Below are 13,764 nucleotides of genomic sequence, written 5' to 3'. Positions count from 1 at the left end.
ATCGTAGTAAATATCTGCTCATCCTAGCTTGTTAAAATGCTCGATCACTGTGTTGAAAAATTTGATTGTAGAATAACTACTTATCGAAATTTTTCGCCTTGTTCTCGAGCATTTTTCCTGCGCTATTTCTGATCACCTACCTACTGTGATTGGTATTATTTGCTCAATGGAATCGGATCAGAGCGTTGAAGGGCCTGTACCGGAGTAGTGAATACCGGAAAGCTCCGCCATTTCCTTATTGAAAGTCGCGAGATCGCTGTGAGTGAATTTACTCAGATGATCGTGGCCACAAGCGCGTGCCATCACCTGCATCAGATGGGTTGATGCGGTGAAGAAGTTGTAGAGTCGCTCGGAAGCTGCCTCCACATTCAGGCGCTTGCGAAGCTCTGGATCTTGCGTCGCAATACCCGCCGGACACATATTGGAGTTACACATGCGTGCACCGACACAACCAATCGCTTGCATTGCACTGTTGGAGAGGGCAATACCGTCCGCGCCCAGAGCCAATGCTTTTACAAAGTCACTCGGCACACGAAGACCACCAGTAATGATCAAGGTGACATCATTCACGCCTTGTGCGTCCAGGAAGCGTCTTGCGCGGGCCAGCGCCGGAATGGTTGGCACACTGATATGATCCCGGAATAGTGTCGGCGCTGCACCTGTGCCGCCGCCTCGTCCATCTAGGATGATGTAATCGGCGCCTGCATCCAGCGCAAAGCCGATATCGGCTTCAATATGGTTGGCACTCAGTTTAAAACCAATTGGAATACCGCCACTTTCACGGCGCACTTCATCCGCGATGCGCGCAAAATCCGCGGGTGTTTTCAGATCAGGGAAGGTGGATGGCGAAATGGCATCTTTCCCTTCTGGAATACCGCGCACCTGTGAAATCTTTCCATGGTTTTTGATGCCCGGCAGGTGACCACCTGTACCGGTTTTCGCACCCTGACCACCTTTGAAATGGAAAGCCTGAACATCGCGCACTTTGGAAAGCTCAAAGCCAAACTTGGCACTTGCCAGTTCATAGAAATAGTGGCTGTTCGCAGCGTGTTCTTCGGGCAGCATGCCGCCTTCACCCGAACAGATGCCAGTGCCCGCTTTTTCCGCACCGGTTGCCAGTGCCACTTTGGCTTCTTCTGACAGCGCACCAAAACTCATGTCAGACACAAACAGCGGCGTGTCGAGTTTCAGTGGCTTCTTCGCGCGGGGACCAACGATAAGTTCGGTGCCGACAGATTCGTCATCCAAGAGTGGTTTCGTTGCCATTTGCGCCACCATGATCTGGATATCGTCCCAGGTTGGGAGTTGATAGCGTGGCACGCCCATGGAGGTCATCGGCCCGTGGTGGCCAAATTTTTCCAGTCCTTCTTTTGCGAGCTGGTGGATCAGCTCAACGTAAGGCTCTTCCTTGGTCGCTTTTGGCGCGGGGGAAGCGCTTTCTCTTTGAACCGGCGGCATTTCTTTTCCGACATCAGTATCCGCATAGCGGGTATGGGTGCCATCGCAGAAAGGCTCGTTTCCGGTGTGTTTACAGGCGCAGAACCAAGCTTCGCCATCTTTGTCGGCCTTGTAGGCCAGAGGCGTGAATTCCGTCCCGGCATGGGAGCCGTCACAATAGGGTTGCTTCTTCGAGCGTCCGCAGCGGCAGTAGTAATATTCTTTACCTTTTTCGAGCTCGACTTTGATCGGTTTGTTATTGGATACAACAGGGTCTGTCATGACTTACTCCTTTAAGCGACATTGCTTCAGACGATCAACGTGATTGGCGTTTTTCACGCCTATTTAGGAATAGTGTCGAAGATCGTCAGATGTATACCCAAACAACCTGAAGGTGTTCGTATTCAGAGGTCATCAATGCGTTCAATTCGAGGCAAATTCCGCGAGGAATAGTCATTCTATTTCCGTGGAGTTTAACGAAGAAGTGGGCGCATTGATGGCCTCCCTTCGGGCGAGTTGACTGACGCCGTACTCTTTGTTGTTCCTTTTTGATGGAGATGGCTACACCAGCAAAGGAACGCCGCGATCACAACGCCAGTCAAACTCGCTGAATCCTGCATCTTCAGGCTGTTTGGGTATAAGTATGGCCTGTTTTTCAATACCTAATGCGCAACAAGTATGAGTCAAACCTAAATTAGTTAGCTGCGAACCAATTCGCCTACCCATGCTTGCCAGGGGAGAAGCTTAAGCACCCCATGGTTTTCGGGCACTGCATCGGCCATATGCGGAAGCGAAAGGGATTTTGCGTCAGAGGGCAGGTTGAGCCTGACAGTTGCCTCGTTGTTTGAGGCATTGAGTGCAATGATGAGGGTTTGCTCCTCATGGTGGCGTTCCAGCACCATCAGCGTCTGGTTGTAGGCCAGCACGCGGCAAGCACCATGCTGCATGGCGACATGTTGTTTGCGCCAATAAAGCAAGGCGCGGGTAAAGTGCAACACAGAGCTTTCATCCTGTTGCTGTTTATCGATGGCATATTCTGAATGCGTCGGGTCGGCTGGCAACCAAGGAGGTGATGCGCTGAAGCCGAGGTTTTCCGCCTCACTGAGCCAGGGCATTGGCGTGCGGCATCCGTCGCGACCCACATAATTGGCGATAACCTGTTTACCGAATAAATCCCTGCGTAGAGAAGGAGGGACATCGGCCTCTGGCAGTCCAAGTTCTTCGCCCTGAAACAGACTGATCACCCCTTGCAGCGACATCAGCATAGTCAAAAGTAATTTTGCTGCCTCTGGCTGATTATTGGCGTCCTGCCAGCGACTGACGGTTCTGGCTATATCGTGGTTTCCCGTGCTCCAGCAGCCTATGCCGGGATGCACCGACTTCATAAAATCATCGAGCTGCTCACCCACCTGCCCAACACTGTGGCAAAGACTCAGCGATTCGAAAACATTGGCCGCATCCAGGGCGTCACTTTCACTGGTGTAGCGGTCAATCACCGCGTAAGGCGATGGGTCACTTAGAGAACCCAGTAGCCACTTTTTATCGTCGTAACCATCAGCAATCCCCCGAAGTTGCTTGAGCAGGTGAATGTTCTCTGGTCGGCTGATGTTGTATCGCTGGCTTTGGTAACGATAGGGATCGGTACGGGCGTCATCTTGCCAGCCCAAATGTCGGGGTGGGTTGTTGCGAAGCTTATCGTCATGAAGAAACAGGTTCACAGAATCCAAGCGCAGGCCACTTACCCCGGTATCTAACCAAAACCGCACGCTTTTATTGAGTTCTCTCACCACATCGGGATTGCGGTAATTGAGGTCAGGTTGGTTGCTTAACGTGTTGTGCAAATAGTACTGCCCGCGCGTGGGGTGCCAACGCCAAGCAGATTCTCCGAATATGGTGAGCCAGTTATTCGGGGGTGTGCCATCGTTTTTCGCCGGTGCCCAAATATACCAGTCCGCCTTAGCGGAGGTTGCGCTGGCACTGCTTTCAATAAACCAAGGGTGTTTGCTGGAAGTGTGGTTGGCGACAAAATCCAGCATCACGGAAAGCCCACGGTTTTTGGCTTCCGCTACTAACTTGGTGAATGTCGCCATGTCACCGTATTCAGTGTTGAGTCCGCGGAGGCTGGTAATGTCGTAACCAAAGTCGCTAAGGGGAGATTCAAAGACAGGGGAAAGCAATATGCCATCAACACCCAGCCAGTCAAAATAGTCGAGTTTTTCAATGATGCCCTGCAGATCGCCGATGCCATCACCGTTGCTGTCATAAAAGCTACGCACATAAATGTGATAGAGAATAGGTGATGCGCTGGGTTTCATTGTTTTTGTTTTATTCCTTAACGGGTTAACCCTTTCAGCGTAGTGCAATTTGTCGGGCTTTTAGGGTGTTATCTTGCTTTACACTGTAAATATGGCGTCTCAATCCACGAATTTTCATTAGCGCTTAATTATCACCAAGTTGCAAAAACAAACTTTGTATATTTGGGGTTATCTCCAACGCTGTCTAAGATTTGAGTATTAGTCACAAATGTGAGCTTTTGACTTCCAATACTCAAGGTAGGACAGAGACATGGGACTTTTCGGAAACAGCAACGACAGCGTCATCAAGCAAGTACTGGACAAAGCCAACGATGCAGTGCTTTACACAGACAGTAAAAACCGTGTGAGCTACATCAATGCAGCGGCAGAACGGCTTTTCAATATGTCTGCAAAAGATGCGAAGGGGAAAGATATCTCCTCATTCAATCTTGGAAGCCTGAATACAGGTTCATTTCAAACCCAGCTCAACGGTCAAGCTTGGGTGGAAGTGAATGTCTCCGAAATTGCAGTGTCTGGCGGCAAGGGCTTATCGGTTTTTGTGAAAGATATTTCCAAGGAATACGGTGAACGTCAGCGCAACGAGCAAATGCTGGAGCAATCTGTGAATGCGGTGGTGTCAATTGATGGTCAGAACAATGTCACCTACATGAACCCTGCTGCAGAAGCCCTTTGGGGATACAGCGCTGATGAAGTTGTTGGAAAGAACGTGAAGATGTTGGTGCCAAAGGAAATCCAGCAGTTTCACGATACCTACGTGAACACCAACCGTCAGAGCCGTGTTGACATCATTGTTGGTACGAGCCGGGATATCGAGTTAGAGCGCCGCGATGGTAGTCGGATTTGGGCGAATCTCTCCCTGTCACGTGTCGAAGTTGGGAACGAAGTGGGTTATACCGCATTTGCCCGGGATATCACCAAAGAGAAGCTTGCCAGTGAGGAGACGGAGCAGGTACTTCGTCAGGCTATTGATGCTGTGGTCAGTATTGATGCCGACAACAACGTGACCTTCTTTAACCCTGCTGCCGAGGAGCTATGGGGTTATTCGGCGGATGAAGTGGTCGGCAATAACGTGCGCATGCTGGTGCCAGATGAGTTTCAGGCCAACCATGACAACTATGTCAACACCAACCGCCGTACCGGCAACGACAAAATCGTCGGTAACGCCCGGGAGTTGGAAATGCAGCGAAAAGATGGCAGCCGAATTTGGGTGAACTTCTCGCTCTCCAAAGTCGATATCGGGGGCAATATCGGTTACACCGCCTTCGTCCGAGATATTTCTGCCCAGCGCATGGCACAGGAATCTATCAACCAGACTTTGTCACAAGCATTGGATGCGGTGGTGACCATTGATGAAAACAACATCGTGACCTTCTTTAATCCGGCGGCAGAGTTGCTTTGGGGCTATTCGTCGGAAGAAGTGATTGGTCAGAATGTGAAGTTACTGGTGCCACCAGAAATTCAGTCTAACCATGACGCGCTCGTGAATTCAAACCGCGTCACAGGGAACGACAAAATTGTCGGTTCGAGTCGGGAAGTGCCGATCCACCGTAAAGATGGACAGCTTTATCACGGCCTTTTGTCTCTTTCCAAGGTGAAGATTGATGGCAAAACCATGTACACCGCCTTCGTGAAAGATGTGACAGCTCAGGTTGAGCAGCGTGATGGCATGGGCGAAATCATGGATGGGGTGGCGAAATCCAGCTCAGAGATTTCCAATATTGCTAAGGTCATCGACGGCATTTCCGAGCAAACTAACCTGCTCGCGCTAAATGCGGCTATCGAGGCTGCGCGTGCCGGGGAACATGGCCGAGGTTTCGCAGTGGTCGCCGATGAGGTGCGTCAACTCGCGACCCGTTCTTCGGAATCGACCAGTGAAATCAACCGTCTGTCTGACGATACCCAAAAACTGCTTACCGAACTTTCAGAAGTCCTCAAAGTGGCGACAGGCCAATAAAACTCAAGACTGGGGACAATATGTCCCCAGTCTTAACAATGAAATAGTTTTCCTTCCTACTGCATATACCCTCTAGCGCACTGTATTCAAAGACTTTGTGTTGTTCAGTGAGTCAATAAAGAGACACGCTAAAAGCGATGCTCTCCTAGACTTGTGGGGAGCACATTTTCAATTCCGGCTCGGCATATAAAAAGAAGCTGGAAAAGCGAGGACAACGTCATGGACAAAAGCGAAACAGATATTGTTCAGGAAGGCGAGAAAGGAACGTTTGAGTGGCGTGCTTTCTTCTTTATCGCCGTCTTCCTGTTCCCCATTCTCAGCGTGGTATTGATTGGTGGATATGGTTTTCTCATCTGGATGAGTCAGGTGTTCTTTTTTGGCCCTCCGGGTCACGGTTAACAGCGATGCACATACACTGACCCAATCAAGAGCACACAATCATGAAAGAATTTCTTAGAAAACTTTGGGCGACCATGCGGCGTCCTGCTACCAAAATCAGTCTCGGGACATTGACGCTCGGGGGCTTTATTGCTGGGGTGATCTTCTGGGGTGGTTTCAATACCGCGCTGGAGCTGACCAACACTGAGCAGTTCTGTATTTCCTGTCACTCCATGCGTGACAACGTATACCCGGAGCTACAGAAAACTGTCCACTGGTCTAACCGTTCCGGTGTCCGCGCTACCTGTCCTGACTGTCACGTTCCGCACAACTGGACCGATAAAATTGCCCGTAAGATGCAGGCCAGTAAAGAGGTATTTGCCCAGGTCTTCGGCGTGATTGGCACGCGGGAGAAGTTTCTCGATAAGCGGCTGGAGCTGGCACAGCATGAATGGGCGAGGTTCAGTGCCAATGGCTCGAAAGAGTGTAAGGCCTGCCACAATTACGCCAGCATGCAGTTTGATAAGATGAGGCCAACGTCGCGCTTCCAAATGCAGCACGCGGCGCAAACCGACCAAAGCTGTATCGACTGCCACAAAGGGATCGCTCACGAACTGCCTGCGGAAATGGATTCAACCGGTGGCTTGATCGGTAAGTTGATTTCCCGCTCTCACAGCACAGACTTCAACAAAGGTGCGCCGATTTACAGCATCAATTTCCTGGAAATGTATGTTGATGAAGGCCTGCAACAAGATGGTGGTGTACTCGAGCCTGCTTCTATGGTGACCATTCTTGAAGAGAACGACAGCGCGGCGAAAGTCACCCTCACTGGCTGGCGTAAGATGAAAGGTTTTGGCCGTGTGATTTACGAAGACTTTGGCCTGAATATCGCCTCCGCCGCCTTGTCGAAAGAAGTGGCACAAAGCCAGACCGATATCCGCACTTTTGAAACCAAAGAAGACGACCTAACCGGCCTGACCTGGCAGCGCGTGGAGGTAGATCTTTGGGTGAAAAAAGCTGACTTCCTTGACAGTATCGATCCAATCTGGACGGAAGCAAAACAGGCTTACGACACCAACTGTAGCTTGTGTCATACCCAGCCTGATGTGGCGCACTTTGATGCCAACACCTGGCCGGGCATGTTCGACGGCATGATGGGCTTTGTTAACTTTGATCAGGCAACTCAGGCTTTGGTGCTCAAGTACCTGCAGAAACATTCCAGCACCTTTGTAGAACACTGAGAGGGATAACAGTATGACAATCAATAGACGAACTTTCCTTAAAGGCATGTTGTCTGTCAGTGCAACGGCTGTCATTGGTCCCAGCCTTCTCGTTGCTACAGACGCACATGCCAATTCAGAACTGCTGGAGGGCACTTGGCGCACTTCTGGTTCTCACTGGGGCGCATTCCGCGCCCGTATCGTCGGCGGTGAAGTCGCCGAGGTGGTTGCGTTCAGCCATGACAAACACCCGACTGAAATGTTGGAAGGGGTGAAAGGCCTGATTTATAACCCATCCCGTGTGCGCTACCCCATGGTGCGCCTTGATTGGTTGAAACGTGCCGAAGGCTGGAACACCACACGCGGTGATAACCGTTTTGTTCGCGTGACATGGGATCAGGCGCTTGATCTCTTCTATAGCGAACTTGAGCGTGTGCAGAAGACTTATGGTCCATCAGGCGTGCTGGCAGGACAAACCGGCTGGCGTCAGACAGGTCAGTTCCACAGTTGTACGACTCACATGCAGCGCGCGATGGCGATGCACGGCTTCTTCGTGAAGAAAATCGGGGATTATTCGACAGGTGCCGGACAAACCATCATGCCTTATGTGCTGGGTTCAACTGAAGTATACGCGCAGCAAACCTCGTGGCAGTTGGTGTTGGATAATGCCAAGCAGATTGTGATTTGGGCGAACGATCCGGTGAAAAACGCGCAGGTTGGCTGGCAGTGTCCAACCCATGATGTGTACGGCTACTTCGATCAACTGAAAGACAAAGTCGCCAGCGGTGATATCAAGGTGATCTCGGTTGATCCTGTGGTCAGCAAGACCCAGAAATTCCTCGGCTGTGAGCATCAGTACATCAATCCTCAAACTGATGTGCCTTTCATGCTGGCACTGGCGCACACCCTTTACACAGAGGATTTGTACGACAAAGAATTCATCAAGATTTACTGCCTCGGCTTTGAACCTTTCATCGATTACGTCATGGGTAAAACCAAAGACAAAGTCGAGAAAACGCCGGAATGGGCATCTAAGATTTGCGGCGTCGATGCTGATCGCATTCGCGAGTTTGCCCGCATGTTGGCTAGTGAGCGCACACAACTGATGTTCGGCTGGTGTGTGCAGCGCCAGCAACACGGTGAACAGCCTTACTGGATGGGGGCTGTACTGGCGAGTATGCTCGGCGGTATTGGCCTTCCGGGTGCAGGTGTTTCTTACGCGCACCACTACAGCGGGATTGGTGAGCCAGCTACAGGTGCCGCTGGCCCTGGTGGCTTCCCTCGAAACCTCGACCCTGGCATGGAGCCGAAATACAACAACAGTGACTTCAAAGGCTATGCGAGCACCATTCCGGTGGCACGATGGATAGAGGCGATTGAAGAGCCGGGCAAAGTGATCAACTACAACGGCAGCAAAGTGAAATTGCCGCCGATCAAAATGGTTGTGGTGAGTGGTAACAACCCATGGCATCACCATCAGGATCACAACCGGATGAAGAAGGCCTACCACAACATTGAAACGGCCATCACCATCGACTTTGCGTGGACGGCAACCTGCCGCTTCTCGGACATTGTGTTGCCAGCCTGTACCCAGTTTGAGCGTAACGATATCGACCTCTACGGTGCGTATTCAGCGACGGGTGTCCTTGCTATGCACAAGCTGGTGGATCCGCTCTATCAATCCCGCACAGACTTTGAGATTTTCAAAGGTCTGACTGCCCGCTTTGGCTTGAATAAAGACAAAGAGTACGCGCAGGAAATGACTGAGATGCAGTGGGTTGAGAAGCTCTACAACGAGTGTGTGACAGCCAACAAAGGCAACTTTGAAATGCCTGACTTTGAAACCTTCTGGAAGGATGGTTATGTCGGCTTTGGTAAGGGCAGTACTTTTGTCCGTCACGCTTTGTTCCGTGAAGATCCTGAGCTCAATCCATTGGGAACGCCTTCTGGCTTTATCGAAATCACCAGCCGCAAAATCGGCGGATTTGGTTACGAATACTGTCAGGAACACCCTATGTGGTTTGAGAAAGCCGAGCGCTCGCACGGCGGCCCGGGTTCTGAGAAATTCCCGATGTGGTTGCAATCATGTCACCCGGATAAACGCCTGCACTCACAGATGTGTGAATCGCCCGCACTGCGTGAAACCTACACAGTGCAGGGTCGCGAGCCTGCCTACATCAACCCTGAAGATGCTAAAGCGCGTGGCGTGAAAGATGGCGATCTGATCCGCGTGTTTAACGACCGTGGACAGCTGATTGCCGGCGCTGTGGTATCGGACGATTACCCACCGGGTGTTATCCGTATTCAGGAAGGGGCTTGGTATGGCCCAACGGGCTCTGAAATCGGTGCGATTGACACCTATGGTGACCCAAATACGGTGACGCTGGATGTCGGCACTTCTGAGCTTGCACAGGCTTGTAGTGCATACACTTGTTTGGTGGACTACGAGAAATTCAAAGGCGAGGCGCCAGCCGTGAATGCCTTCTCAGGCCCAGAGATTGTCTCGTTGTAAATCTGGGATAAAAATTGTCTTGAGAGCCGCAATTGCGGCTCTTTTTTTGGGCGCAATCCGACCCTTGTATACACTTTATTGAATATTAAAAGATAAAGGATATGCAATGTGCGGTCGCTTTAACGTCACCGATGACCCTTATATGCACGCGCTGTTGGATAGCTTAGGCGTAGATTTAGGCCAACTTCCGATTAGGGTGGGTAACGACATTGCACCCACCGAAACGGTCAGTATTGTGGTGTCGAATGGGAAAGAGACGGTATTGAAAGAAGCCTGCTGGTGGCTGCTGATGCATCATGAAGATGGACGCATTCGCCCACTCACCAAATACGCCAGCTTCAATACCCGTAGCGATAAACTCAATGTCCAAGGCAGCGCAGGTTTTGATGCTTTTCGCCAGACGCGTTGCATTATTCCTGCGTCAGGCTTTGTCGAAACCCAACAAGGCAATGCCTATGCGATGGATCCCGTGGGGAGTGCCATTGCGTTTGGTGGTTTGTTCCGGCGCTGGATTGATGGGACAACCGGAGAAGAAGTCCTGTCATGCTCAATCGTTACTTTGCCGCCACACCCTAAAATCGCACCTTACCATGCGAAGTCGATGCCGTTAATACTACCGCCCGACCCGGATATTCAGAGAAAATGGTTGGCAAGCACTGCAGTGAATGCCGGGGAATTGGAAGCACTGCTCTCACCGCAATTACCACTGCCATTGAAGGTGACGCCGATAGAAAAAGCGTCTAAGCGGAACCCGATAGGCGAGAGCGTGTTATTGGCAGCTGACTAGGCGGCCATTTTTGATTTCATGGTGTCTGCCACTATGTGTAACAGTGCCACCCAAGCGGCGCGAACTTCTGGCGTAAATTCATCGCCCAGACCGATTTTCAGGGTATGCAGCAAGGCATTGCCGACCGGCGTAAAGTGACTTTTCTTTACCCCGTAGCCTTCATGACGTTGCGCTAACTGATGCAACACAGGCACCAAAGATTCAAGGTCGTTCAGTCCATTGACCGCGGCATGGAGCATCGCCATCAATTTTCTGCCCTGTTGTTTAATGTCCCCTTTAAAGAGCCTTTTAAGGGAAGGATCGTAAGAGAATAAGGTGTCATAAAAAATCTCCGCAGCTTTGAGAGAAATAGGTTCCACCTTGCTAAAACTGGTTTGGATCAGTGTGATTTGTTGTTGTGTTAGCGACATTGCAGTATCCCCAAGGTTAACAGGCCCAAAGTTCTGTTGACCTTTAATAGTGATGGTGCATTTTTTATGGATCTTTATTCATATAAACAAGCGTAGAAAAACCTGCTCACATGTCCAATTGATAGCTGGCTCAATGCATCAGATCGCCAACAAAATGAAATACGATGCGTATTTGGGGAAGGAAACACAGTTTAAAGCTGATAATAATCAATAATAACGTTTTCTGTTGGCTATCCTTTTAGGGCTGCGGTAGCTTGATAATGTAGAAAGAAAAGACTGCGTAAACGCGGCGACATGAAAAAGGAGAGACATGTTAAAGCTTGAAGATATTTGCTTGCGACCCGCCCGGAATGATGAACGCGATCATTTGTGGCATTTCATTTATGTGCAAAACGAGTGGAAGGCACACGATGCCCCCTATTTTCCGCTCGAGCATCAATCCCGCTTTCAATTCCGACGTCATCTGTTTAAACGCCTGAAAGAAGCGCAGACTGCCATGGTGATTGACTACAACGGAGAGGCCATTGGTTACCTTTCCTGCTATTGGGAAGATCAGTCGACCCGTTGGTTGGAAGTAGGTATTACGCTTTTCACTTCCCAATACTGGGGAAAACAACTCGGACGTAAAGCGCTGACCCTTTGGATCACCCACCTCTTTGAGCGTTATGACGTCGCCCGTATTGGCCTGACAACCTGGTCGGGTAACCCACGCATGATGAAATGTGCCGAAGCGCTTGGCCTTCAGGAAGAAGGGCGGATAAGACGGGTTCGCTACTTTGAAGGCAAGTACTACGATTCGCTCCGTTATGGGGTGCTTCGCGAAGAGTGGCAGGCGCAAAGTAAAGGCGATGATACACTTCGCTGTGTTGGATAGCTTTACACTGTAAACATGGAATCTCATATTCACTATCTACGCAAAGGGCAGGGGCGACCGCTCCTGCTTCTTCATGGCTTGGGTTCGAGCAGCGAAGACTGGCAGCATCAAATCGACGCATTCAGCGACCGGTTTGATGTGATTGCACCTGACTTCCCGCTGCACGGCGCCTCACCCGGCGACATTGATACCTTCAGTTTGCCGCAGTGTGCAGTCATCATTGCTTCACTGATTGAGAAGCTGGAACTTCGCGATGTGCTGGTGGTTGGGGTGTCAATGGGCGGCATGGTCGGTATTGAGTTAGCCACCCGTTTTCCTAAGCATGTTGCAGGACTATGTGTAGTGAATGCGCTCGCGGAATGTCGCCCGAGAAAGCTCAATGAATGGTGGATGCTGGCTTCAAGACGCTTTTTACTTAAGTTTGTTAGCGTCGAAACCATTGCCAAACTGATGGCGAAGCAACTCCTACCGGGAGATGGTCACGCCCAAACTCGGATTGAGGTGATCAGTCGCTGGTCGAAAAACCACAGGGAAAGCTACATTGCGGCCTTTAATGCCGTGGTGAACTGGGACGCATTGAACAAACTTTCCAAGCTGAAATGTCCGCTGTTTATGCTGACCTCAGAGTTTGATTACACGCCGGTCGCGTCGAAAAAAGTACTCGCTTATCTCTATCCTGATGGGCAATTCGCTTGTCTTCCCAATGCCAGACATCTTGTTCCGATTGAAAAGCCGACTGAGTTCAACGAAGTGCTCAGTCATTGGCTGATTGAACGAACCTAGCGCACCTTTCTCACCCCTTTAGATTGTTCTGCTTCACTCAACTGCTAGAATTCTCGCAACGCATTTCAAAGAAAATGCGATATATATCCAAACGACCTGAATGCTGCATCTTCAAGTTGTTTGGGTATCTACCCAAACAAAAAAGAAACCAAGAGAGTCACCATGAAATTGGAAGCAGTCGACTTCAACGCGCCAGACGCGGCTGAACGTTTTGTTGAATCCCTACGCTCAACAGGATTTGGCGTTCTGAAAAATCACCCAATCAGCCAGGATCTGGTGTCGTCAGTGTATGAAAACTGGCAAGGCTTTTTCGATAGCGAAGAGAAAATGCAATATCGATTCAAGCCAGAAACTCAGGACGGATTGTTCCCGGCAGAGGTGTCTGAAGTGGCAAAAGGCCACGAGAAAAGAGACATCAAAGAGTTCTTCCATTACTACCCTTGGGGTCAGTGTCCGGATGACCTGAGAGAACAGCTGCAAGGTTACTATGACGAAGCGAACGGTCTGGCGAAAATCCTGCTGGGCTGGGTAGAAGCGCACTCGCCGGAAAATGTATCTTCACTTTACTCGCAATCCCTCTCGAGCATGGTGGATGGCAGCGAGCAGACTTTGCTTCGCGTACTGCACTACCCGCCAATGAAAGGTGATGAAGACCCAGGTGCTATCCGTGCTGCCGCCCATGAAGACATCAATCTGCTGACTATCCTTCCTGCGGCCAATGAGCCAGGCCTGCAAGTATTGGGTAAAGACGGCGAGTGGTTGGATGTGCCTTGTGATTTTGGCTACCTGATTGTCAACATTGGCGACATGCTGCAAGAGGCATCTGGCGGCTACTTCCCGTCAACCACACACCGCGTGGTTAACCCGGAAGGAGCTGACATGACCAAGTCCCGCATTTCCTTGCCTTTGTTCCTGCACCCAAAGCCAGAAGTGGTGCTGTCTGAACGCTATACGGCCAACAGCTATCTGATGGAACGTCTGCGCGAGTTGGGTCTGATCTGACGCTTCAATTCCAAGCTAGATTTATATACCCAAACGACCTGAAGATGCTGAGTTCAGAGGTCATCAATGCGTTCAATTCGAGGCAAATTTCG

11 protein-coding genes are annotated in these 13,764 nt (G+C 50.5%); 8 read left to right on the top strand and 3 right to left on the bottom strand.

What is annotated here, in order from left to right; genetic code table 11:
- Positions 1-177 precede the first annotated feature (177 nt).
- The gene (locus D515_RS24160; RefSeq protein ID WP_002542577.1) at positions 178-1,719 is read right to left on the bottom strand and encodes a glutamate synthase-related protein; all 1,542 of its coding nucleotides are present in this window, start codon (positions 1,717-1,719) and stop codon (positions 178-180) included.
- A gap of 416 nt (positions 1,720-2,135) precedes the next feature.
- Positions 2,136-3,752 (bottom strand): alpha-amylase family glycosyl hydrolase, encoded by a 1,617-nt coding sequence (locus tag D515_RS24155; RefSeq protein ID WP_002542574.1) that lies wholly within the window; start codon positions 3,750-3,752, stop codon positions 2,136-2,138.
- Positions 3,753-4,002: 250 nt separating this feature from the next.
- Between D515_RS24155 and D515_RS24150 the strand changes: the two genes are divergently transcribed.
- The 5 genes from D515_RS24150 to D515_RS24130 all read left to right on the top strand — a co-directional run bounded on the left by D515_RS24150 (position 4,003) and on the right by D515_RS24130 (position 10,603).
- Positions 4,003-5,706 (top strand): methyl-accepting chemotaxis protein, encoded by a 1,704-nt coding sequence (locus D515_RS24150; protein ID WP_002542572.1) that lies wholly within the window; start codon positions 4,003-4,005, stop codon positions 5,704-5,706.
- A gap of 219 nt (positions 5,707-5,925) precedes the next feature.
- A complete protein-coding gene (locus D515_RS24145) occupies positions 5,926-6,105 on the top strand; it encodes a periplasmic nitrate reductase, NapE protein (protein WP_002542570.1) in 180 nt (59 codons plus the stop codon).
- A gap of 41 nt (positions 6,106-6,146) precedes the next feature.
- Positions 6,147-7,325, top strand: a complete 1,179-nt coding sequence (gene torC / locus D515_RS24140) for a pentaheme c-type cytochrome TorC (RefSeq protein ID WP_002542569.1) — start codon at positions 6,147-6,149, stop codon at positions 7,323-7,325.
- Positions 7,326-7,338: 13 nt separating this feature from the next.
- Complete coding sequence (gene torA, locus D515_RS24135; protein WP_002542568.1) at positions 7,339-9,816, top strand: trimethylamine-N-oxide reductase TorA; 2,478 nt, start codon at positions 7,339-7,341, stop codon at positions 9,814-9,816.
- 106 nt (positions 9,817-9,922) lie between these two features.
- Positions 9,923-10,603 (top strand): SOS response-associated peptidase family protein, encoded by a 681-nt coding sequence (locus tag D515_RS24130; RefSeq protein ID WP_002542567.1) that lies wholly within the window; start codon positions 9,923-9,925, stop codon positions 10,601-10,603.
- Here the strand turns inward: D515_RS24130 and D515_RS24125 are convergent.
- Positions 10,600-11,013, bottom strand: coding sequence for a globin family protein (locus D515_RS24125; protein WP_002542566.1), 414 nt, complete (start codon positions 11,011-11,013; stop codon positions 10,600-10,602). The genes D515_RS24130 and D515_RS24125 overlap by 4 nt on opposite strands.
- 310 nt (positions 11,014-11,323) lie before the next feature.
- Between D515_RS24125 and D515_RS24120 the strand changes: the two genes are divergently transcribed.
- The 3 genes from D515_RS24120 to D515_RS24110 all read left to right on the top strand — a co-directional run bounded on the left by D515_RS24120 (position 11,324) and on the right by D515_RS24110 (position 13,672).
- Positions 11,324-11,887: a GNAT family N-acetyltransferase gene (locus tag D515_RS24120; RefSeq protein ID WP_002542564.1), complete on the top strand. Its 564-nt coding sequence runs from the start codon at positions 11,324-11,326 to the stop codon at positions 11,885-11,887.
- A 15-nt stretch (positions 11,888-11,902) separates the two neighbouring features.
- Positions 11,903-12,670 carry an alpha/beta fold hydrolase gene (locus D515_RS24115; protein WP_002542562.1) on the top strand — a complete coding sequence of 256 codons (768 nt, stop codon included), beginning with the start codon at positions 11,903-11,905 and terminating at the stop codon, positions 12,668-12,670.
- Positions 12,671-12,832: 162 nt separating this feature from the next.
- A complete protein-coding gene (locus D515_RS24110) occupies positions 12,833-13,672 on the top strand; it encodes an isopenicillin N synthase family dioxygenase (protein ID WP_002542561.1) in 840 nt (279 codons plus the stop codon).
- The last annotated feature ends 92 nt before the right edge of the window (positions 13,673-13,764 follow it).

The sequence above is a fragment of the Grimontia indica genome (genome assembly GCF_000333895.2).
Taxonomy (GTDB): Bacteria; Pseudomonadota; Gammaproteobacteria; order Enterobacterales; family Vibrionaceae; genus Enterovibrio; species Enterovibrio indicus.
Note: the sequence above shows the minus strand (reverse complement) of the source record. Positions and strands in the feature narration are given on the sequence as shown.